Source organism: Streptomyces sp. NPDC021096, assembly GCF_040641275.1.
Classification (GTDB): Bacteria; Actinomycetota; Actinomycetes; order Streptomycetales; family Streptomycetaceae; genus Streptomyces.
On the sequence record NZ_JBFADG010000006.1, the window covers coordinates 36,795 to 58,842 of the forward strand.

Sequence of the window (22,048 nt, forward strand, 5' to 3'; positions counted from 1 at the left end):
GAAGAAGTGGGGATGCATGGCGCGAGGGGCGTTAATCTCATATCTGAGATACCGTCTGTCCCATGACAGACGCCTACCTCGGCCGCATCGGCAAGCTCATCCGTGACGCCCGGCAGCACCGCGGCTGGACTCAGTCCCAGCTCGCGGACGCGCTCGGCACGAGTCAGAGCGCGGTCAACCGCATCGAGCGGGGAAATCAGAACATCAGTCTTGATATGATCGCCCGCATCGGCGAGGCGCTCGACAGCGAGATCGTCTCCCTCGGCTACGCCGGTCCGATGCATCTGCGCGTCGTCGGCGGCCGCCGCCTCTCGGGCTCCATCGACGTCAAGACCAGCAAGAACGCGTGTGTGGCGCTGCTGTGCGCCACGCTGCTCAACGCCGGCCGCACGACGCTGCGTCGCGTCGCGCGGATCGAGGAGGTCTACCGCATCCTCGAGGTCCTCGCCAGCATCGGCGTCCGGCACCGCTGGATCAACGACGGCAACGACCTGGAGATCGTCCCGCCCGCCGAGCTCGACCTGGCCGCGATGGACACCGAGGCCGCCCGCCGCACCCGCAGCGTCATCATGTTCCTGGGCCCGCTGCTGCACCGCATGGACCACTTCAAGATCCCGTACGCCGGCGGCTGCGACCTCGGCACCCGTACGGTCCAGCCGCACATGACGGCCCTGCGCCACTTCGGCCTGGAGATCACGGCCACCGACGGCACGTACCACGCCCAGGTCAACCGTTCGGTCGCACCCACCCGGGCGATCGTGCTGACCGAGCGCGGCGACACGGTCACCGAGAACGCCCTGCTGGCCGCCGCCCGCCACGCCGGCGTGACCGTCATCCGCAACGCCAGCTCCAACTACATGGTCCAGGACCTCTGCTTCTTCCTGGAAGAGCTCGGCGTACGGGTCGAGGGCGTCGGCACCACCACGCTGACCGTGCACGGCGTGGCCACCATCGACCGGGACGTGGACTACGCGCCGTCCGAGGACCCGGTGGAGGCCATGAGCCTGCTGGCCGCCGCGGTGGTGACGGAGTCGGAGCTGACGATCCGCCGGGTGCCGGTGGAGTTCATGGAGATCGAGCTCGCCGTCCTGGAGGAGATGGGCCTCGACCACGAGCGCAGCGCCGAGTACCGCGCGGACAACGGCCGCACCCGGCTGCTCGACCTGACGGTGCGCCCCTCGAAGCTGCGGGCGCCGATCGACAAGATCCACCCGATGCCGTTCCCGGGCCTGAACATCGACAACGTCCCGTTCTTCGCGGCGATCGCGGCCTTCGCCCAGGGCCAGACCCTCATCCACGACTGGGTCTACGACAACCGCGCCATCTACCTCACCGACCTCAACCGCCTCGGCGCCGACGTCAAGCTCCTCGACCCGCACCGCGTCCTGGTCGAGGGCCCGACCCGCTGGCGCTCGGCCGAGATGATGTGCCCGCCGGCACTGCGACCGGCGGTGGTCGTACTGCTGGCGATGATGGCGGCGGAGGGCACGTCGGTGCTGCGCAACGTGTACGTCATCAACCGGGGGTACGAGGACCTGGCGGAGCGGCTGAACTCGGTGGGGGCGCAGATCGAGACGTTCCGGGATATCTGAGGGCGCCACAGGGACGCCCTGACCATCTATGGGCCGTCGCCTCGTGGACATGGCGCCGAAACGTCGCGATGCCCCGCCGGAGATATCCGGCGGGGCATCGGCTGCTCCTAGGAGTTAGTTTTCCCGGTAGCCCTCGATCATTTCGAGTATGAACTTTCCGTACCCGAACGACTGGTTGAGTTCTTCGAAAGAAGACCAGGCTTCAGACGATACAGGGCTGTTGTAGGCCACGTAAGCGCACAAGAGGAATCGGAAGGCGAGTGCGGCACTCGCTTCCCTTGCACAGCGTTCCACTGCCGCGGCCACGTCCCGAGCAGACGAGGGCTCCAGAGGGAACTCGGCCCTCGGTGTCAGGCGCTCGGCGAGAGCTACGAGCACAGCCAGAGTGGACTCGTTCGCTGTTGCCACTCCAGAGGGCTCGTACGCGAACCCCTGAAGGTGCGGCTGCAGCTCGCGGTCGATCTCCGCCAGCCATGCACGACCCCGTGGGGCAGCTTCCCCCTCCACCGGAGATTCCGGATAGAAGTTCGCCGCCGCCATCCACAATGCATGGATCTCGTCATCCGAGAGCGGTGACGCGAGGAGCAGTTGCACATCCTCGCGCAGGAGCCGCAACTCCTCCAGGCCGTATTCGTTTTCCCCGAGCGGATCGGCCCAGCGACGCACCAATTCCTCAGGAGTTTCGGCGCTGAGCCACCAGTCCATATGGAATATTCTACCCAGCTCTGTCAGCCCGAAGTCGAATTCCACTGAATCTCCCTTACCGTCTCGGCCTCTCCCTAGCCTACCGGGTAGGCCGTGTAGACGTAGAAGCCACCTGGAACCTTCTTACCCGCCGGATCATATTTGGCAGTCATAATGATCACCCTGACCATGTTTCCGGCGTTCCCCGTCTTCTCGTCCTTTGTGACATAAGTTCCCAGCGAGCCGTCACCGAACTTCATGTCGGGAAGCGTGATCTGCTTCCCACCGTTGCGATGCGTTTGCCCTGCTTTTCTGACCTCATCATTAATGCGTCCTGCGTACTTCTCAAGAACTTTATCGACCGCCTCCTGTGCAGTCTTCGCGTCAACCCATTTCGTGGCTTTGCCGGCCTTGTTTCTGGGATCCCTCGCCTTTTTCAGCATGTCCTCCGGGCTGATGTTTACGTGGTCCTTGAGTGTGTGCGCAAAGTCAGCCCCGAAGCGACGCTGTGCGGCTTCCAGGTCGCCGCAGTTGTGGACGAGAGCGTCCGCCGTTCCCACACCGACGTAGTAGGTGTGGAAGTCACCGACCGTGAGGTCATGAGTGCGCTGGCGCTTGTGGTAGTTGACGACCGCGGTCACAGCGAGGCCCGAGCCCGCCGGAGTGCGCAGTACGTTGCCCGCCCGCAGTTCACCTGCGTCGACCCACTGCTTGCGGTCCGTTGCCCAGAACGGGTGGTTGGCGGTCGCCGTGATGGTGGCGGGCCCCTGGGAGGTGGCGACGGTGACTCGGGTGAAGTCCTTGTCGTCCTCGGTGGTGAAGAGGTTCGTCACCGGCCGTGCGTCGGTCTGCCCACGCTCCGGGTCGGTGGCGACCACTCGGTCCCCGATACGGATGTCCTCGATAGGCCGGCGCGTTCCATCGGCGAGCAGAACCGGAGTGCCGGGCAGGAAGCTGTGCTTCCTGGGGCAGTCCATGGCCTTCCAGAGCCTCGCCAAGGTTTCCTGAGCCTTTTTGACCTTCGCCTTGGCCTCGGAAACCTTGTCGAGGAACTTGTCGATGCCCCGAATGGCCTTCCAGATCGCCGGGAGCTTATCGGCGAGCTTGAGCGCCTTCCCCGGGCCCAGGTTCTGGACTACCGCCCAGATGCAGGTCGGGATGTCGAGAGTGTCGACGCACTTCTTGATGTCTTCAAAGGCGAGTTCGATAAGGAGCTCGAGGCCGTTTTCCTTCAGGTAGTCGAGGATGTCCTTGTCTGCGAACTTCTGAGCCTCTGCAAGCTCATCAGGCGTCATCTCGCCGTCCTGGGCGAGTGCCTCCTTCTCCTCATCGGTCAGCTCCGGGCCACCGTCCTTACCGGACTTGGCAGCCTCCTGCCGGGCCTTGGCCTCCTGGTCGCGCTGGTACTTCTCGGCCCTCGCGGCCGCCGCGTCGGCCTCCTTGGCGTAGTCCATGGCCTTCTCGGCCGCCTTCTCCGCCGACTTGGCGTGTGATTCGGCGGATTCGGCCAGGCTCTTGGCCGCGGTGGCGTCCTTCTCCGCCTGGGCTGCGGCGCCCTGGGCGACGCTGGCCTCGCTCTCGGCGAGGTCGGCGGCGCTGCTGGCGGCGGCCGCGTGGCCCTCCGCCTCCGAGGCGGCGCCGCGGGCGCGGGCTGCTTCGGCTTCGGCCTGGTTGGCGGCCTGGCGGGCTGCTGCCGCGTCCGCGTAGGCCTGGTTGGCGGCCTGGCGGGCGAGCTTGGCGTCGGCCTGGGCCTGGGCGTCGGCCTCGTTGGCGCGGGCTGCCGCGGCCCGGGCCTTGGCGCCGTCCGCTGCGGCTTCGGCTGCGGACTTCATGGCTGCGGCGGTCGAGCGTGCGGCGTTCGCGGAGGAACGTGCCGCGTCGGCGGCGGCCTTGAAGGCCGGGGCGACCTGGGCGTTGGCGCGCTTGGCGGCCTCCTCGGCGGCGTCGGCGGCCTTGACCGCCTCGTTCGCCTTGGCCTCGGCGGAGGCGACCTGCTCCTCGCCCATCTCCTGTGCGGCGGTGGCCACCGCCGCGGCGAAGTCCGCGTCGACGTCCTTGCCCGAGAAGGGGGCGGTCATGTCGATGGCGGTGTTGGCGGGGTCGGCGATGCCGGCCGCAGTGTTACGGGCCGCCGCGGACGCCTGGACCGCGATGCCGGCCTGCAGCCTGGCCATGGCGGCTTCCCGGACCGCGCCTTCGGCCTCTTCCTTGGTGCGGTTGGCCGCCTGCACGGCCTGGTTGGCCTCGGCTGCGGCCAGTCCGGCCAGACGCGCGGCCTCGTGGGCGGCGATGCCCGCGCGCGCTTCCTGAGCCGTGGCCTCAGCGGCCTTGGCGTTGGCGCGCAGGGCTGCGGCGTGGGTGGCCGCGGCCTCGGCTTCGGCCTTGTTCGCAGCGGCGTTGGCGGCGGCAGCCGCAGCCTCCGCCTTGTTGGCGGCGGCATTCGCACGTGCGGCATGCGCGGTGGCCTCGGCCGCCGCTGCCCGTGCACGAGCGGCCGCGCCCGCGGCCTCGGTGGCCGCGGAACGCGCACCTACCGCAGCGCCACTGGCGGTGTCGGCGGCACTACGGGCCTCGCCGGCTGCCGTGCCGGCGGTGTTGGCGTCCGCCCGCGCCGAAATCGCCGCAGCCTTGGCCGCGGCAGCGTACGCGGAACCGTCGACCGCGGCGGCGAACGCCTCGGTGGCCTTGGCCCGCGCCAGCTCGTCCTGGTAGTGCTTCTCAGCCTCGAGCGACTGGTTCCTGGCGGTGCGGGCCTTGCTCTCCTCACCGCGAGCGTGCTCGTCCGCCTTGGCCGCGCGGCCTTCCTTCTCCGCGGCACTCTCGCGCGCCGCAGCCGCCGTAGCCGCAGCCGCCAGCGCCTCCGCACGCGCCGCCGACGCCGTGCGGGCCTCGGCCTCCGCACGCGCACGCGCCGCCGCGGCGATGTCGCGCTCGCGCTCGGCCCGGGCACGGGCCGCCGCGGCGAGGTCGCGCTCGCGCTCGGCGATCTTGCGCTGCTCCGCGGCTATCGCCGCCTGGCGCTGGGCCTCGATGCGGGCCTCGCGGGTCTTGCGGGCGTGCTCCCAGGCCTCCTTCTCCGCCTGCTCGGCCGCGACGCGCGCCGCCTTGGCTCGGCCGGCCGCGTCCGCGGCGATCTTGGCCTGCTTGTCGGCGGCCTCGGCCAGCTTCGCGGCGGCCTTGGCGTGCTCTTCGGCGTTGGCGCGCCACTGCTTGGCCTGCTGCTCGTGCAGCTCGGCCTGGTTCTTGGCGTTCAGACCCTTGGCGTCGGCCTCGGTGGCGTCGACCGCGTGCTGCGCGGTCTCGCCGGCCTTGACCGCCGCCTCCGCCGCCGCGGCGATGCCGGAGGCGACCTCGGACCACTGGGTGCCGTAGGTCAGGCCGGTCTCGACCAGCACATCGGCCTGGACCTTGGCCTGGGCCGCCGCGACCTTGGCCTGCCTGGCCGCGACCGTGGCGTTCTCGACCTGGCGGGCGACCTCGGCCTTGACGTTGCCGTAGTCGGACAGGCCCTTGCCTGCCCGGTCGGCCGCGAGCATCCGGTCGGCCTCGCGGGAGGAGGCCGCAGCGGACGTCATCGCGTTGGCGGCGTTCTTGAGCGCCTTGACCGCGTCGCCGTGCGCGGCGATCAGCTTCGTACGGGCTTCGGCGGCGCGGGCGGCCTTCTCGGCCAGCTGCCGCAGCTTCTCCGCGGCCTCCTGCGCTTCCTTCTGGGCCTTCTCGTGGGCGGCCCGGGCGTCGGCGTCCTTCTGCGCGGCGACCTGGTAGCCCTTTTCGAGGAATTCCTCGATCTTGGCGTTGTCGTTGGTGTCCAGCGCCGCCTGAGCGGCCTTCTTCACCTCGGGGCCGCCGGAAGCCGCCAGCATCTCCACGCGCTTGCGGAGCTCCGCGGCGCGCTTCTCGGCGTTTTCCTTGTCCTTGTTGTCCCGCTGCTTGGCGATCTCGGCACCGAAGGCGAGGAAGTCGGCCCGGTCCTTGGCCGTGCCCTTCAGGACACGCTCGACCTCGGCGTTGAAGAACGCACCGCCCTTGCCGCGCATCGCCTCGATCTGCTGGCGATTCTTGACGTCGGTGCCGTCCCGCTTCTCAGCGGCACGCTTGCGGGCCTCGGCCTCGCCCTTCTCCAGGAAGTCCCGGATCGCGTTCGGGTCGCTGCTCTCCAGGGCCTTCTTGGCGGCCTCGCGGACTTCCTCCTCGTCGTCGAACTCCGCGTAGTCCTGTACGAGTTGCCGGTCGCGCTCCGCGCTGATCTTGTCCAGCTCGGTCCGCGGAGCGGCCGCCGGCGCGGCGGGGGCCGGCTTCGGCAGCGAGGCGGCCAGACGGTCCAGCGCGGCCAGCGCCTGCGCCTTCGACGCCGCCTCGGCGCGCGTCGCGGTCGCGGCGGTGGCCTCCCCGGTCGAACCACCCAGGATCGCCACGGCCACCGCCGTGGACACGACCGTTCTCATTACTCCGGCTACGTCACCACGTAGCCGTCCGGCCCTCGGCCGGAATCTACCCATCACGGGAAGAACCCCCATTGAAATCGAACAGAAAAATGCCCCTGCCCCCTGTTGACCGGGCAGGGTGCTCGCAATCGGCCGGCCCGCAGGTCAGGCGGGCCGGCCGAAACGTACGAGGTCGATCAGCCCTTGACGCGGCTCTCGCCGTTTTGGGCCTGGTCGAACATGGCCTTCCAGTACTCCGCCGACTTGAGCGACTCGGCCTGCTCCTGGGCCCAGGTGTCCTGGTTGGCCTCGGCCGGCTGGGCGATGTTCTTCCACAGCTCGTCCGAGGACTCCTTGGCGGCCTTGGCGATGTTCTGCCAGTTCTCCATCTGGGCAGTGGTGGCGGCCTGTTCGGCCTCCCACGCCTTCTGCGCGGCGGCGGAGTGCTCGGACACCGCCTTCCAGGCACGCTCGGCCTCGGCCCGGGCCTTCGCGGCGTCGGCCGCGCCCTTCACGGCCTCCTCGGCCGCCACGGCCTGCTTGATCAGGAGGGACAGGGTGTGGTGCCGCAGCGTCTCCGCGTCCGCGACGCGCATGCGGTAGCTCTCCAGGTCCAGCGTTCCGCCGGTCACCCAGCCGTAGCCGTAGAACTCCACGACGTCCGCGTCGACGGCACCTGGGCGCAACGCCCACTGCGCCGCCACCCGTACCTGCTCGCCCGGGTCGTGCTCCGCGATCGCACGCACGAAGTCCCGGTCCTTGGCGGCGACTTCCCGCTTGTGCTGCGCGTCGGCCTCACGGACGACCCGGTCGCGCTTCTGCGCCTCGGCGTACCCGGTCTTCACGAACGCCGCACGATCGGCGTCCGTACCCTTCAGCGCGCGCTCGGCCGCGGCCCGCACCTCGGGAGAGAACTCCTTGGTGTGCGTGGCCACCGTGCGCTCGCAGAAGGCCCTGTTCCGGGTCCGGACGTCGCGGGTCCGCTGCTTGGCGGCGTCATAGCCGCCACCGGGTGCCATCCACTCGGCGATCGCCTCGTCCCCGCGGGAACTGCGCAGGGCGTTCCACGCCGAGGTGCGCACCTCGGCAGGCAGCCGCGACTTCGCCATCTTGAGCACCCAGTTACGGGCTTCCTCGGCCGCCGCGGCCTTCGCGAGCGCGGCCTGATCGGCCGGCTGGTCGGCCGAGACGGCTGCCGGAGCCGGAGCGTCGGCGAAGGCCGGGGCCCCCGCCACGAGCGCGCCTCCACCGGCCAGCATGCTGACCGTCAACGCCTGCGCGACCCACCACTGACGATTCACTTCAGGCCCCCTCAAAAAATCTAGAACTTCACTGCAGTGGTCCCACTCGCAGAAGGACAGCGCCGTGCTTCACGGCGCTGTCCTTCGACGACGTTCAGGTCACTTGACCGGCTGGATCTGCCACAGCTGGGCGTCGCTCTGGTTGCAGTACCACTGCTGCGCCTTCGTGCCGTTGTTGTCCTTGGCGTCGGCGATGTCCAGGCAGCGGTCCTCGGTGTGCGTGGGACGCAGCTGGTGGAGCTTCTTGACGGGATCGACGAGGACGATCTGCCAGCGCATGTTCTTGGCGTTGACGCACGACCACTGCTGGACGGAGGCACCGGCCTTGATGCCGCTGTTCTCGACCTCGAGGCACTTGCCGCTGGCCACGTTCCGCAGCTCGAAGGAGGAATCCGCGACGGGGACCGCACGCCACTTCTGGGCGTCGCTGCCGTTGCAGTTCCACTGCTGGGCGCGCACGGCGTTGTCGGCCTTGCCGCCGTCGATGTCCAGGCACTTGCCGCTGTGCGCGGCCTGGAGCGTGACGACCGTTTCCGGCATCTTGGTGCGGGCGTTGGCCTCGAGGGCGGCGGCGCGGGCCTTGGCGGCGGCATCGGCGGCGTCGGCTGCGGCGCGGGCAGCGGAGTCGGCGGAGGAGCCGTCACCGTCCGCGTACGCGGCGGTCGCGCCGCCCGCCAGTACGGCGAGGCTGGCCCCGATGGCCAGTGTGGCTCGGACGATCCGAGACATCGTGTGATCCGTTTCTTCTCGAAAGTCAGGGGTGCCCGGTGAAGCGGGCACGGTTTTCGCGCATGCGGGCGCCGAGCCGGTCGCTACGCGGCGATCGGCTCAGCGGCGTCCGGGAGCGTCAGGCGGCCTTGGTCGGCAGGATGCGCCAGCGCTGGGCGGTGGTGCCGTTGCAGTACCACTGCTGGGCGGTCGCGCCGTCCTTGGCGCTGGAGTCGCTGATGTCCAGGCAGCGCTCGGGGGTGTGCGTGGGACGGATCTCGTACAGCTCCTTGGCGACGTCGACCATCACCAGCTTCCAGCGCTGCTGGGGCTTGCCGACGCACCACCACTGCTGGGCGTTCGCCCCGGCCTTGGTGTCGGCGTTGTCCACTTCGAGGCACTTGCCGCTGTGCTTGGCCTGCAGCTCGAAGGTGGCCGAGCCGGCGGAGGCCAGCTCGAAGAGCTGGTTGTCCGTGTCATCGGCGCACTTCGACTGCACGGCGCCGGCGCCGTTGCGGAGGCTGCCGTTCGCGATGGTGAGGCACTGGCCGCTGTGCTCGACCTGCAGCTGCACGGCGGACGTCCGGGGCGTGCTCTCGTCCGCGTGGGCGGTGGTGACGCTGCCTGCCAGCGCGGCGACACTGGCGCCGACGGCCAGCGTGGCTCGGATGATCCGAGACATCGGGGTGTTCCGTTCTTCTTGAGGTGTGGGGCTCGGCGGCGGGCGGTCAGCGCGCGAGGGGGACGTCGAGCTTCCAGGTGGCGTCCTGGGCGAAGTTCTCGGCGGTGTCCTGGCGGGTCTTGCCGCTCTTGTCGGCCGCGTAGAGGTCGCCCCAGAAGTGGCGCAGCCAGCGACCGGGCTGGCCCGCCGACTCGAAGGACGTCCCGGAACCGGTCAGGCCCTTGCGGGCGCACCAGGTGGCGTCCTTGGCGAACTGCGCACTGGCGTCATTCGCGGACATCCGCACCCGGAGGTCCTTCTGCGTCAGGTAGTAGCCGGGCTTGCGGACCGACTCGAAGGAGTAGCAGCCGGGCTGCTGCTTGGTCAGCGAGTCCACGACGACCCAGGTGGCGTCCTCACGGTCGGCCGGCTTGCTCTTGGCGGTGACGGGGGCGACGAAGGCCTCCCCGCCGTCCACGCTGGACTGGCGGATGTACCAGCCGGCCTGCTTGCCGCCGCTGGGCGTGAGGGACTGACGCTTCGCGCGGTACTGACTCTCGTCCTTGAGGAAGTTCACGACGTCCTCGTCGCTGCCGGCCAGCGCCTTCTTCGCCGTGGCCACCAGGTAGGGGTTCATCCCCGTCTTCTCGGCCGCGGCCTGGATCTCCTGGGCGTGACGCCGGTTGGCATCCGCGATCTTCCTGCGGCGGGCCTCGTCGTCGCGCTTGTAGGCCTGCTCGGCGCCGGTGTGGATGAACTGCTTCCACTGCGCCGCGTCCGAGCTGAGCACCGCCTTCTGGCCCGCGGCGTAGAGCTCGGTGTTCTGGGCGTCACCGGTGGTGGCGCGCAGCAGCTCGCGGATGAAGTTGTCGTCGCTGAGGGCGAGGGTGGCCTCGGAGGGCGAGATGCCGAACAGCGCCGCGGCGTTCTTGCGGGCGGCCAGCTCCTTGCGGCGCTCGGCCTCCTCGCGGTTCTTCTTCTCCAGCTCGATGAGGTCGTTCGCCACGTCCCGATTGTGGGCCTCGCGGGCCCCGTTGGTGATGAACTCCCGCCAGGCGGCGGCGTCCCCGGCCAGCGCGCGTGCGGCGGCGTCCTTGACCTCCCGGCCGGAAGCCTCGTGCTTCATGACGGCACGGACGAAGTTGTCGTCACTGAGGCCCAGCAGGTCCGGGCTGCTCGGGATCCCCACCGCGATCAGCGCCTGGGACTTGGCGAGGCGGGCGGCTCGCTCGGCGTCGGCCCGGTCCTTCTCCCGCTGCTTGTCGAGCTCGTACGCCTGGTGGATGCCGGTGGCGATGAACCGGACGTGGTCGTCGGCGGAGCCGCTGACCATGGCCTCCTCGGCGGCCAGGCGCACCGACTCCAGGGTCGGGCCCGCGTCCCGGGCCTTCTGCCACAGCGCGTGGAGGAAGTCGCGATCGCTGAGGAGGAGCACCTCCGGGCTCGGGTCGAGCCGGACCACGGCCGCCGCGTCGACACGCTGCGTGTCACTGGTCCCGATGCCGGCTGCCGCGGCGACCGCGTCCGACGGCTTGGCGACGGCGGTGCCCGGTGCGGCGACGCCGGCGACCGCGGCCAGCGCGGTGGTGGCCACGATTCCGCGCGTGATGACTCTCCGCATGCGCACGGAGTTGGCCTGACTCTTCTTCATTCTGTTTTCGGTTACCCCTCTTGCGTCCCCGCACGCAGTTCCCGATGTGTGCGGGGTGGTCGAAGGCGAAGTCTTGAAGATTCACCGGATAGGAGTCAAACCGGACGAGTGAGATATGATCTACATTCAGCTCGTCTTTTCACCCGAGCACCGGTTTGCTACCGGCTTTCACGGCGTCGGCCGCACCGTCCGACCCCCACCTACGCAGGCAGAACGAGCCCGGACGGGCCGTCACACCGCGCCACTCCGCACCGATTACGAGAACCCGGTTCGGCGGCACTTCCACCGCACTGGAAATGGCCGGCATTCAATCAGATCCGCCACAACCTGGCCGCACTCCTGACGTCAGACCCGAACACCGGGGCAATCTCCGGCACATGCTCCTCGGAACGCAGAACTGCCGGGCGGTGGACTGCGCTTGCCGTCTATACCGAGAGTAACCAGCACGAGCCGAGCCTGACGCTCCATCACTCCCTATGTTCGCGCGAGCCGTTCACCCACCCCAACCCACCCATTGCCGCAGCCCGACCCCATGCCTACACTGCGACTGACCGAGCGGTCAGACAACTCACCGCACGGTCAGCCAACCGACCGAGGGGAGCGGAAGCGGTGGAACGTACGACGTGCTGTGTGGTGGGTGGTGGCCCGGCGGGGATGATGCTGGGGCTGTTGCTCGCCAGGGCCGGCATCGAGGTGACCGTGCTGGAGAAGCACAAGGACTTCCTGCGGGACTTCCGCGGGGACACCGTGCATCCCTCGACGCTGCGGCTGCTCGACGAACTCGGGCTCGGGGAACGCTTCGCACGGCTGCCGGTCCGTCGGCTGGACCGGATGCGGATGTACATCGGCGACGTGGTCGTGCCCCTGTCCGACCTGCGCCGCATCCCCGGCCGGCACAAGTACATCGCCATGGTCCCGCAGTGGGACTTCCTCGACCTCCTGGCGACCGCCGCCGCGGAGGAGCCCTCCTTCACCCTGCGCATGCGCACCGCGGTCACCGGGCTGCGGACCGAAGGGGGCAGGGTGACCGGTGTGCGGTACGTGGCCGAGGACGGTACGGCGGGTGAGATCGCCGCGGACCTCACGGTCGCGTGCGACGGCCGCGACTCGCTGGTCCGCGAGGCGGCGGGATTGACGCCCGACTCCTTCGACGTCCCGATGGACGTGTGGAACGTCCGGGTGCCGACCCCGCCCGGCGACGCCTCCAAGGACGGCCGCGTCTTCATGCGCGCCCTGGGGCGGCAGCTCGCGGTCACCCTGGACAGGGGCACGTACTACCAGGTCTCCTACCTGATCAGGAAGGGGGCGGACGCGGAGCTGCGGGCGAAGGGCATCGGGTGGTTCCGCGACCGGATCGGTGAACTCTTCGACTGGGGGCCCGAGGTGACGGAAGCGATCGGTTCCTGGGACGACGTGAAGCTGCTGGAGGTGACGATGGGCAGGCTGCCGCGCTGGTACCGCCAAGGGCTGCTGTGCATAGGGGACTCGGCCCACACCATGTCGCCGACCGGTGGCGTCGGGGTCAACCTCGCGGTGCAGGACGCCGTGGCGGCGGCCCGCGTCCTCGCCGCGCCGTTGCAGCGCGGCACGGTCCGCACTCGCGACCTCGCGCGGGTGCAGAAGCGGCGGGAACTGCCGACGGCGTTCATCCAGGCGTCGCAACGCGGCGAGCACGACGCCCTGTTGCGCCCCGCCCTCGCGGGTACCCTCGATCCCGGCCGGCTTCCGCTGCCCTTCCGGCTGCTGCGGACGGTGCCGCTGCTGCCCACGCTGACCGGATACCTCGGCGGGGTCGGGATACGCCCCGAGCGGGCGCCCGCCTTCGCCCGGGCATGAGAGGTGACGTCAGTCCCGGCGTTCGATCGCGTTCAGGGTGAAGGTCACCAGCTCCTCAGCCGCGGCGTCGAGGTCGAAGTCGGGGTGGACGAGCCAGTAGGAGATGACGTTGTCGATCGCGCCGCCGATGGCCAGCGCCGTGGTCCGCGTGTCGAACGCGCGCAGCCGGCCCGTCTCCTGGCCCGCGGCCAGCAGCCGGGCCAGGGCCTGCCAGCGGTCGTGGGTGTCGTGGGAGCCCGGCGTCTTGAGCCGGGTGCCGCCCTTGTCGTCGAGCAGCATCTCCGTGATCACCCGGACGTGGCGGCGGTTGGCCTGCTGGTAGGAGATCATCGCGCGGACGTAGGCGACGACGGCGGCACCCGGCTCCGTCTCCCGCTCGACCCGCTCGGTCACGTACGCGAGGAACTGGTCCAGCACATGGGTCAGCGTCGTGCGGTCCAGGTTGTCCTTCGACGTGAAGTGGTAGAGGACGGCCGCCTTGGATATCCCGGCCGCCTCGGCGATGGCCGCCAACGAGGTCGACGGGTAGCCCCTGTCGGCGATGAGGTCGATGGCGCACTCGACGATCTGCTGCCGCCGGGCGCGCTCGGTGAAGGTGAGCGTGCCGGGATCGGCACTCCGACGAGAAGCCATCGAAACGCCACCCTTTGCCTGTACGCGAACACCGATATGCCGTCGAAACCGTACACCGGGCCGGCCCGGCGCGTCCCGTCACGGCAGCACGGCCACCCCGTCCAGCTCCACCAGGGCCTCCTCGTCCCAGAGCCGGGTCGTGCCGACGACGGCCATGGCCGGGTAGTCGCGGCCCGCCAGGCGTCGCCAGATCCGGCCCAGTTCGGGGGCGTACGAGCGGTACGCGCCGACGTCGGTGGCGTAGACGGTCACGCGGGCGAGGTCGCGGGGTTCGCCCCCGGCGGCGCGCAGGGCGGCCAGGAGGTTGCCCAGGGCCCGTTCGAACTGTTCCGGGAGGGGGCCGGGCACGATCCTGCCGCCGGCGTCGAGCGCGGTCTGGCCGGCGAGGAAGACCAGGCGGCCGCCGGTGACGGTGACGGCGTGGCTGAAGCCGGTGGGCGGGCAGAGCCCGGCGGGGTTGACGCGTTCGAGGGTCATGGGCGCGGGCTCCTCGTCGCGGAGGGGTCGGTGGGTGGCTCGCCGGTGCGCGCCGCGCCGCTCGCCCGGTAGAGCTCCTTCGCGATGATCGTGCGCTGGACCTCGGTGGCGCCCTCGTAGATCCGCGGTGCGCGGACCTCGCGGTAGAGGTGTTCGAGGAGGTGGCCGTGGCGAAGGGCGCGGGCGCCGTGGATCTGGACGGCGGCGTCGACGACGTACTGCGCGGTCTCGGTGGCGAAGAGCTTGGCCATCGCCGAGCGGCGGGCGATGCCCGGCTCCCCCGCGTCGTACGCCGCGGCCGCCGCGTACACGAGCAGGGCGGCGGCCTCGGTGCGGGTGGCCATCTCGGCGAGCTGGTGGGAGACGGCCTGCAGGTTCTTCAAGGGACCGCCGAAGGCGTGGCGTTCCCCCGCGTGGGCCAGGGCCGCGCCGAGGGCCGCCCGGGCCATGCCGACGGCGAAGGCGCCGACGCTCGGCCGGAAGAGGTCGAGCGTGCTCATGGCGACGCGGAAGCCGCCGCCCACCTCGCCGATGACGTCGTCCGGGCCGGCCGGGACGGCGTCGAAGGTGAGGGCGCCCACGGGGTGCGGGGCGAGCATCTCCAGCGGATGCCCGCCGAGGCCGGGGCGGTCGGCGGGCAGCAGGAAGGCGGTGACGCCGGCGGCGCCGGGGGCCGGTCCCGTACGGGCGAAGACGGTGTAGAGGTCGGCGTCGGGGGCGTTGGAGATCCAGCACTTCTCGCCGGTCAGGCGCCAGCCGTCGGCCGTGCGCTCGGCGCGCAGCTCCAGCGCCGCCGCGTCGGAGCCCGCGCCCGGCTCGCTGAGCGCGAAGGCGGCGACCGCCCGGCCCGCGACGACCTCCGGCAGCCACCGTGCGCGCTGCGGCCCGGTGCCGTACCGCAGCACCGGGTACGCGCCCAGGCCCTGGAGGGCCAGGGCCGTCTCCGCCTCCGTGCACTCCTGGGCGAGCGCTTCGCGCAGCAGACACAGGTCCATGGCACGTGCGGAGCCGCCGCCTTCGGGGCCCCCGTAGGGCAGGACCCGGGCCGTCAGGCCCAGCTCGCCCAGCGCCATGACCAGCGGCCGGTTGACGCGGCCGGGGGCTCCCTTGCCGGCCAGGGGGCGCAACTCGCGCGCGGCGAGCGCGCGCAGCTCCGCACACCACTTGCGCTGCTCCCCGTCCAGTGTGAACGGTGTGGTCACCTGGCCCGCCTTCCCGCGCCCCTGCTATCGCGCTCTGTTGACTGCCGTCACCAACTCGCTACGCTGACAGTGGATCCATGTCGCTGGCAAGACCCCCGTTCACCTCCCCATTCCTCCCCGGCGAGGGGGCACATCCGCGATGGAGCTCAACCGCTCGGCGCACGTCGACACCTTCTCGCGTGACCATCTCCCGGCCCCCGGGCAGTGGCCGGATCTCCGCTTCGACCTCCCGGGCTCCCCCGGGCTGCACTACCCGGACCGGCTCAACTGCGGCGCCGAGCTGCTGGACGCGACGATCGGGCGGCTGGGCCCCGCCCGGCCCGCGGTGCGCGACGGCGCCGGGCACGTGTGGTCGTACGGCGAGCTCAAGGCCAACGTCGACCGGATCGCGCACACGCTCACCACCGACCTGGGTGTCGTGCCCGGCGACCGGGTGCTGCTGCGCGGGCCCACCACGCCCTGGCTCGCGGCCTGTTGGCTCGCGGTGATGAAGGCCGGCGCCGTGGCCGTGACCGTGCTGGCCGCGCAGCGTCCCGGCGAACTGGCCGCCGTCTGCGCGATCGCCCGGGTCCGGCACGCCCTGTGCGACACCCGATCGGCCGACGACTTGATCAAGGCGGCGGTGCCACACTTACGGATTACGCTGTTCGGCGGCGACGCTCCCGACGACCTTCTGCGGCGTTCGGCGAAAAAACCCACATCCTATGTGGCGTTGGACACCTCCGCCGACGACGTCGCGCTCATCGCCTTCACCTCCGGCACCACCGGACGCCCCAAGGGCTGCCTCCATTTCCACCGCGACGTCCTCGCCATCGCCGACACCTTCTCGGCGTGCGTCCTGCGGCCGCACCCGGACGACCTCTTCGCCGGCAGCCCCCCGCTCGGCTTCACCTTCGGGCTCGGCGGCCTCCTGGTCTTCCCCCTGCGCGTGGGCGCCTCGACCCTGCTGGCCGACTGGGGCGGCCCCGCACGGCTTCTGTCCGACGTCCAACGCCACCGCGTCAGCGTGCTGTTCACCGCGCCGACCGCCTACCGCGCCATGCTCGGCGAGCTCGGCGCGTACGACACCTCCTCGCTCCGCAGATGCGTCTCGGCGGGCGAGCACCTGCCCGCGGCCCTGTGGCACGACTGGCGGCGCGCGACGGGGCTGCGCGTCATCAACGGCATAGGCGCCACCGAGATGCTGCACATCTTCATCGCCGCAGCGGACGACGCCATCCGCCCCGGCACGACCGGCGTGCCGGTCCCCGGCTACGAGGCGCGCGTCCTGGGCCCGGACGGCCTGGCCGTGCCCGACGGCGAGCCCGGGCTGCTGGCCGTGCGCGGCCCCACCGGCTGCCGCTACCTCGCCGACCAGCGACAGGCCGCGTACGTACGCGACGGCTGGAACCTCACCGGCGACACCTACGTCCGCGAACCCGACGGCCACTTCCGCTACGTGGCCCGCGCAGACGACATGATCGTCTCGGCCGGCTGCAACGTCGCCGGGCCCGAGGTCGAGGAGGCCCTGCTGCGCCACCCGGACGTCCTGGAGGCGGCCGTGGTCGGCCGCCCCGACGAGCGGCGCGGGGAGATCGTCGTCGCCCACGTGGTGCTGCGGGCCGGGGTGCCGCGCACCGGGGAAACGGTGCGGCGGCTGCGGGAGTTCACCAAAAAGGAGATCGTTCCCTACAAGTGCCCTCGCGAGATCGTGTTCCACGACGGCCTGCCCCGCACGCCCACCGGCAAACTGCAGCGATTCCGGCTGCGCGACGGCGCTTTACAGTTTCCCCGTGACTGACCAGCAACCGCTCCACACCCCCGGGTCCCTCATCGTCACCTTCTACGGCGCGTACGGACGCGGTAGCGTCGACGCGCCCGCCGGCCCGGTGCCGATCGCGGCCCTGATCCGGCTGTTGGGCGCGGTGGGCGTGGACTCGCCCTCGGTGCGGTCCGCCGTCTCCCGGCTCAAGCGGCGCGGCCTGCTCGTCGCGGACCGCACGGCCGACGGCGCCGCGGGGTACGGACTGTCGGACGCCGCCCGGCAGCTGCTGGACGACGGCGACCGCCGCATCTACGGCCGCCCCTCGGCACGCCCGGGCCACGGCTGGCTGCTGGCCGTCTTCTCGGTCCCCGAACAGGAGCGGCACAAGCGCCACCTGCTGCGCTCCCGCCTGGCCCGGCTGGGCTTCGGCACGGCCGCGCCCGGCGTGTGGATCGCCCCGGCCCATGTGCACGAGGAGACGCGCCACACCCTGCAGCGGCTCGGACTGGCCGACTACGTCGACCTGTTCCGGGGCAGCCACCTGGGCTTCGAGCCCACGGCCGAGGCGGTGGCCCGGTGGTGGGACCTGCAGGCGCTGGCCCGGCAGCACCGGGCGTTCCTGGACACCCACGAGCCGGTGCTGCGCCGCTGGGCGCGCCGTAAGCCGGTGCCGCCGGAGGCGGCTTACCGCGACTACCTGCTGGCGCTGGACTCCTGGCGGCGGCTGCCGTACGCCGACCCGGGCCTGCCGGCGGCGCTGCTGCCGGAGGAGTGGCCGGGCGGACGCGCGGCCCGGGTCTTCGCGGCACTGCACTCGCGGTTGCGGGACGCGGGGGCGCAGTTCGCGGCGGTCGGGCCGGCGTAGGGCGCGCGGGTGGGCAGGGGCGCGAGGCCCTCACGCGCTCCGCCCCGTCGGCGGCTTGCGGCTGCCTGCCCGGTACTGGACGGGCCAGGGCGCGCCCGGCCCCTCGTAGCCCTGGTCGGCCGCCGCGTGGAGGGTCCAGTTCGGGTCGTACAGGTGCGGGCGTCCCAGGGCGCACAGGTCGGTACGGCCCGCCAGGATCAGGGAGTTGACGTCGTCCCACGACGAGATGGCGCCCACAGCGATCACCGGGACGCCCGCCTCGTGCCGGATGCGGTCCGCGAAGGGCGTCTGGTACGAGCGTCCGCGATCGGGCCGCTCGTCGTGGACGACCTGGCCGGTGGAGACGTCGACGGCGTCGGCGCCGTGCTCGGCGAAGGCGCGGGCCACGGCGACGGCGTCCTCGGCGGTGGTGCCGCCCGGCGCCCAGTCGGTGGCGGAGATCCTCACCGTCATCGGCCGCTCGGCGGGCCACACGGCCCGCACGGCGTCGAAGACTTCCAGGGGGTAGGCGAGCCGGGCGGCGAGGTCGCCGCCGTAGGCGTCGTCGCGGTGGTTGGTGAGCGGGGAGAGGAAGCTGGAGAGCAGATAGCCGTGGGCGCAGTGCAGTTCGAGGAGGTCGAACCCGGCGCGCGCGGCGGCTTCCGCGGAGCTGACGAACTGTTCCCGGATGGCGGCGAGTTCCGGGATGGTCAGGGCGTGCGGGGTCTGGCTGACGCCCGGCCGGTAGGGAAGCGGTGAGGGGGCCACGAGGGGCCAGTTGCCCTCGGGGAGCGGCTCGTCGATGCCGTCCCACATCAGACGGGTGGAGCCCTTGCGTCCGCAGTGGCCGAGCTGGACGCCGATGGCGGTGCCGGGGGCCCGTTCGTGGACGAAGCCGGTGATCCGGCGCCAGGCGCTCTCGTGCGCCGGCGTGTACAGGCCCGCGCAGCCGGGCGTGATGCGGCCCGGCGCGCTGACGCAGACCATTTCCGTCATGACCAGGCCCGCGCCGCCGAGGGCGCGGGCGCCGAGGTGGACGAGGTGGAAGTCGCCGGGTGTGCCGTCGACGGCTGTGTACATGTCCATCGGGGAGACGACGACGCGGTTGCGCAGGGTCAGGCCGCGCAGCCGGAAGGGGGTGAACATCGGCGGTGTGCCGGGCGGGATGCCGGCCTCGGCCTCGACGGCGGCGACGAAGCCCGGATCGCGCAGGCGGAGGTTGTCGTGGGTGACGCGGCGGCTGCGGGTGAGGAGGTCGAAGGCGAAGCGGCGCGGTGGCCCCCCGACGTGGAGCGCGAGGTTCTCGAACCACTCGAGGCTGGCGCGGGCGGCGCGCTGGGTGGACTCGACGACCGGCCTGCGCTCGGCCTCGTACGCCGTGAGGGCCCCCGCCACCGTGGGGGCGTCCTGGAGGTGGCCGGCGAGGGCGAGGGCGTCCTCGACGGCGAGTTTGGTGCCGGAGCCTATGGAGAAGTGGGCGGTGTGGGCGGCGTCGCCGAGCAGGACCGTACGGCCGTGGGACCAGCGCTCGTTGACGACGGTGCGGAAGGCCGTCCAGGCGGAGCGGTTGGAGCGCAGCGGGCGGCCGCCGAGGAGGTCGGCGAAGTACGCGCCGCAGCGGTCCGCCGTGGCGTTGTCGTCGTCGCGGTCGAAGCCGGCGCGGCGCCAGACCTCCTCGCGCATTTCGACGATGACGGTGCTGGCCCGCGGGCCGAAGGGGTAGGCGTGGAGCTGCATGAGACCGTGCTCGGTGTCGGCGATCTCGAAGCGGAAGGCGTCGAGGGCGAAGTCGGCGGCGAGCCAGATGTAGCGGCAGCGGTGGTGGGTGAGGGTGGGGCGGAAGAGGTCCCGGTGGCTGTCGCGGGTGCGGCTGTTGACGCCGTCGGCGGCGATGACGAGGTCGTGGGAGCGGGCCAGTGCGGCGGCGGGCGGCGCCTCGGTGCCGAATCTCAGGGTGACGCCGAGCGCGCGGCAGCGCTCCTGGAGGATCGCCAGGAGCCGGTGGCGGCCGAGGGCGGCGAAGCCGTGGCCGCCGGAGCGCAGCACGGTCCCCCGGTGGACGACGTCGATGTCGTCCCAGTGCACGAACTCGCGGCTGAGCGCCGCGTACACGGCCGGGTCGGCGCTCCGGATGCCGCCGAGGGTCTCCGCGGAGAGGACGACGCCGAAGCCGAAGGTGTCGTCGGGGGCGTTGCGTTCCCAGAGGGTGACCTCGCGCCGGGGGGCGAGGCGTTTGAGGAGGGCGGCGGCGTAGAGGCCGCCGGGCCCGCCGCCGATGACCGCGACCCGTGCGGCGGCCGTCATCGCCCCTGCCACTTGGGGGGCCGCTTCTCGGTGAAGGCGGCGTGGAACTCGGCGTAGTCGGCGCTGTTCATGAGCAGGGCCTGGGTGGCGGCGTCCAGCTCGACGGCGGCGGCGAGCGGCATGTCGAGTTCGGCGGTGAGCAGGGCCTTGGTCTGGGCGAGGGCGAGGGCGGGGCCCTCGGCGAGGCGACGGGCGAGGGCCTGTGCGGCGGTGTGGGCCCCGCCCTCGTCGGCCAGCTGGCTGATGAGTCCGATGCGTTCGGCCTCGGGGGCGCGGACGGGCTCGCCGAGCATCAGCAGCCGGGTGGCGTGGCCGAGGCCGACGACGCGGGGCAGGAGGTAGGCGGCGCCCATGTCGCCGCCGGAGAGGCCGACCTTGGTGAAGAGGAAGGCGAAGCGGGCGGTCGGGTCGGCGACACGGAAGTCGGCGGCGAGCGCGAGCACGGCGCCGGCTCCGGCCGCGACCCCGTGCACGGCGGCGACCACGGGGAAGGGGCACTCCCGCAGGGCCCGTACGGTCTGGCCGGTCATGCGGTTGAAGTCCAGGAGGCGGCCGGTGTCCATGGCGAGGGTCGCGCCGATGATCTCGTCGACGTCGCCGCCGGAGCAGAAGCCGCGTCCTTCGCCGCCGAGCACGAGGGCGCGCACCGAGCCGTCGCGGGCGAGTTCGGGGAGGAGGTCGCGCAGGTCGGCGTAGGCGCCGAAGGTGAGGGCGTTGAGCTTGTCGGGGCGGGCGAGGGTGACGGTGGCGACGCCGGAGTCGAGGGTCAGGCGCAGGTGCCGCCATTCCTCGGTGCGGGACGCGGAGCCGGTGAACGGACTCATGGAGCACGGCCTCCTTCAGCCGGGGGGCTGGTGCCTGCCCGGTGAAGTTATCACCGCTACGTGACCGTCGTCACGAGTGCGCGATAGGGGTCAGCCCCTGTCGCGCACTCGTGGGGCGGGGCCGGCACGGGTCCGTGCGGCGGCCGTCGGCTCAGTCGGCCAGGGTGGCCACCAGGATCGCCTTGATGGTGTGCATCCGGTTCTCGGCCTCGTCGAAGACGACGGAGTGCACCGACTCGAAGACCTCGTCGGTGACCTCCAGCGAGGTCAGCCCGTGGCGCTCGTAGATCTCGCGACCGACCGTGGTGCCCAGGTCGTGGAAGGCGGGCAGGCAGTGCAGGAACTTCACGGCCGGGTTCCCGGTGGCGCGCAGCACGTCCATGGTGACGGTGTACGGGGCGAGCAGGGCGATGCGGGCGTCCCAGACCTCCTTGGGCTCGCCCATCGACACCCAGACGTCGGTGGCGACGAAGTCCGCGCCGCGCACGCCCTCGGCGACGTCCTCGGTGAGCGTGATCCGGGCGCCGCTCGTCTCGGCCAGCCGGTGGGCGCGGGCCACGATCTCGGGGGCCGGCCAGAGCTCCTGGGGGCCCACGATGCGGACGTCCATGCCCAGGAGGGCGCCGGTGACGAGGTAGGAGTTGCCCATGTTGTAGCGGGCGTCGCCGAGGTAGGCGTAGGCGACGTGGTCGAGCGACTTGGCGGTGTGCTCGCTCATGGTGAGCACGTCGGCGAGCATCTGGGTGGGGTGCCACTCGTCGGTGAGGCCGTTGTAGACGGGCACGTCGGCGTAGGCGGCGAGCTCCTCGACGATGTACTGGCCGTGACCGCGGTACTGAATGGCGTCGTACATCCGGCCGAGCACCCGCGCGGTGTCCCGGACCGACTCCTTGTGGCCGACCTGGGAGCCGGCCGGGTCGAGGTAGGTCGTATAGGCCCCCTGGTCCGAGGCGGCGACCTCGAAGGCGCAGCGGGTGCGGGTGGAGGTCTTCTCGAAGACGAGCGCGATGTTGCGACCCTGGAGTCGGCGCTCCTCGGTGCCCGCGCGCTTGGCGGCCTTGAGCTCGGCGGCCAGCTCGATCAGGCCGTGGAACTCCTCGGCGGTGAGGTCCGTCTCCTTGAGGAAGTGACGGCCCTTGAGGTTTGTCGCCATGGGATGGGCT

The 22,048-nt window shown here is 71.4% G+C and carries 16 protein-coding genes; 4 read left to right on the forward strand and 12 right to left on the reverse strand.

The features are described 5' to 3' along the window. Nucleotides 1-62 precede the first annotated feature (62 nt). Entirely contained in the window at nucleotides 63-1,592 is a 1,530-nt protein-coding gene (locus AB0G59_RS11915; protein ID WP_360910554.1) for a UDP-N-acetylglucosamine 1-carboxyvinyltransferase, read from the forward strand. Nucleotides 1,593-1,706: 114 nt separating this feature from the next. Here AB0G59_RS11915 and AB0G59_RS11920 read toward each other — a convergent pair whose 3' ends face one another. The 6 genes from AB0G59_RS11920 to AB0G59_RS11945 all read right to left on the reverse strand — a co-directional run bounded on the left by AB0G59_RS11920 (nucleotide 1,707) and on the right by AB0G59_RS11945 (nucleotide 11,021). Beyond that, nucleotides 1,707-2,342 (reverse strand): hypothetical protein, encoded by a 636-nt coding sequence (locus AB0G59_RS11920; RefSeq protein WP_360910556.1) that lies wholly within the window; start codon nucleotides 2,340-2,342, stop codon nucleotides 1,707-1,709. A 29-nt stretch (nucleotides 2,343-2,371) separates the two neighbouring features. After that, the gene (locus AB0G59_RS11925; RefSeq protein WP_360910558.1) at nucleotides 2,372-6,709 is read right to left on the reverse strand and encodes a polymorphic toxin-type HINT domain-containing protein; all 4,338 of its coding nucleotides are present in this window, start codon (nucleotides 6,707-6,709) and stop codon (nucleotides 2,372-2,374) included. 188 nt (nucleotides 6,710-6,897) lie between these two features. After that, nucleotides 6,898-8,001: an ALF repeat-containing protein gene (locus tag AB0G59_RS11930; protein WP_360910560.1), complete on the reverse strand. Its 1,104-nt coding sequence runs from the start codon at nucleotides 7,999-8,001 to the stop codon at nucleotides 6,898-6,900. Between the two features lie 99 nt (nucleotides 8,002-8,100). Beyond that, nucleotides 8,101-8,730 carry an RICIN domain-containing protein gene (locus AB0G59_RS11935; protein WP_360910562.1) on the reverse strand — a complete coding sequence of 210 codons (630 nt, stop codon included), beginning with the start codon at nucleotides 8,728-8,730 and terminating at the stop codon, nucleotides 8,101-8,103. 118 nt (nucleotides 8,731-8,848) lie between these two features. Continuing rightward, nucleotides 8,849-9,391, reverse strand: a complete 543-nt coding sequence (locus AB0G59_RS11940; RefSeq protein WP_360910564.1) for an RICIN domain-containing protein — start codon at nucleotides 9,389-9,391, stop codon at nucleotides 8,849-8,851. 46 nt (nucleotides 9,392-9,437) lie between these two features. Beyond that, nucleotides 9,438-11,021 (reverse strand): AbfB domain-containing protein, encoded by a 1,584-nt coding sequence (locus AB0G59_RS11945; protein ID WP_360910566.1) that lies wholly within the window; start codon nucleotides 11,019-11,021, stop codon nucleotides 9,438-9,440. Nucleotides 11,022-11,630: 609 nt separating this feature from the next. Here AB0G59_RS11945 and AB0G59_RS11950 point away from each other — a divergent pair. Then, the gene (locus AB0G59_RS11950) at nucleotides 11,631-12,857 is read left to right on the forward strand and encodes an FAD-dependent oxidoreductase (protein WP_360910568.1); all 1,227 of its coding nucleotides are present in this window, start codon (nucleotides 11,631-11,633) and stop codon (nucleotides 12,855-12,857) included. 9 nt (nucleotides 12,858-12,866) lie between these two features. Here the strand turns inward: AB0G59_RS11950 and AB0G59_RS11955 are convergent, their stop codons facing one another. From AB0G59_RS11955 to AB0G59_RS11965, 3 genes are all read right to left on the reverse strand, one after another. After that, nucleotides 12,867-13,490 carry a TetR/AcrR family transcriptional regulator gene (locus tag AB0G59_RS11955; protein WP_360910570.1) on the reverse strand — a complete coding sequence of 208 codons (624 nt, stop codon included), beginning with the start codon at nucleotides 13,488-13,490 and terminating at the stop codon, nucleotides 12,867-12,869. Between the two features lie 78 nt (nucleotides 13,491-13,568). Then, on the reverse strand, nucleotides 13,569-13,967 hold the full coding sequence (locus tag AB0G59_RS11960; protein ID WP_360910572.1) for a RidA family protein: 399 nt from the start codon (nucleotides 13,965-13,967) through the stop codon (nucleotides 13,569-13,571). Continuing rightward, nucleotides 13,964-15,169: an acyl-CoA dehydrogenase family protein gene (locus AB0G59_RS11965; protein WP_360910574.1), complete on the reverse strand. Its 1,206-nt coding sequence runs from the start codon at nucleotides 15,167-15,169 to the stop codon at nucleotides 13,964-13,966. Before AB0G59_RS11965 ends, AB0G59_RS11960 begins: the two co-directional genes overlap by 4 nt. Before the next feature lie 139 nt (nucleotides 15,170-15,308). On the opposite strand from AB0G59_RS11965, the gene AB0G59_RS11970 reads away from it, so the two are divergent. Together AB0G59_RS11970 and AB0G59_RS11975 are read left to right on the forward strand one after the other, a co-directional pair. Further along, nucleotides 15,309-16,949, forward strand: coding sequence for an AMP-binding protein (locus AB0G59_RS11970; protein WP_360910576.1), 1,641 nt, complete (start codon nucleotides 15,309-15,311; stop codon nucleotides 16,947-16,949). After that, nucleotides 16,942-17,778, forward strand: a complete 837-nt coding sequence (locus AB0G59_RS11975; protein ID WP_071963392.1) for a PaaX family transcriptional regulator C-terminal domain-containing protein — start codon at nucleotides 16,942-16,944, stop codon at nucleotides 17,776-17,778. The genes AB0G59_RS11970 and AB0G59_RS11975 overlap by 8 nt, the downstream gene beginning before the upstream one ends. Nucleotides 17,779-17,808: 30 nt before the next feature. Here AB0G59_RS11975 and AB0G59_RS11980 read toward each other — a convergent pair whose 3' ends face one another. The 3 genes from AB0G59_RS11980 to argF form a co-directional block, all read right to left on the reverse strand. After that, the gene (locus tag AB0G59_RS11980) at nucleotides 17,809-20,061 is read right to left on the reverse strand and encodes a bifunctional salicylyl-CoA 5-hydroxylase/oxidoreductase (protein WP_360910848.1); all 2,253 of its coding nucleotides are present in this window, start codon (nucleotides 20,059-20,061) and stop codon (nucleotides 17,809-17,811) included. Further along, nucleotides 20,058-20,885, reverse strand: coding sequence for an enoyl-CoA hydratase family protein (locus tag AB0G59_RS11985; protein WP_360910578.1), 828 nt, complete (start codon nucleotides 20,883-20,885; stop codon nucleotides 20,058-20,060). The genes AB0G59_RS11980 and AB0G59_RS11985 overlap by 4 nt, the downstream gene beginning before the upstream one ends. A 151-nt stretch (nucleotides 20,886-21,036) precedes the next feature. Beyond that, on the reverse strand, nucleotides 21,037-22,038 hold the full coding sequence (gene argF / locus AB0G59_RS11990; RefSeq protein WP_360910580.1) for an ornithine carbamoyltransferase: 1,002 nt from the start codon (nucleotides 22,036-22,038) through the stop codon (nucleotides 21,037-21,039). Nucleotides 22,039-22,048: the final 10 nt, after the last annotated feature.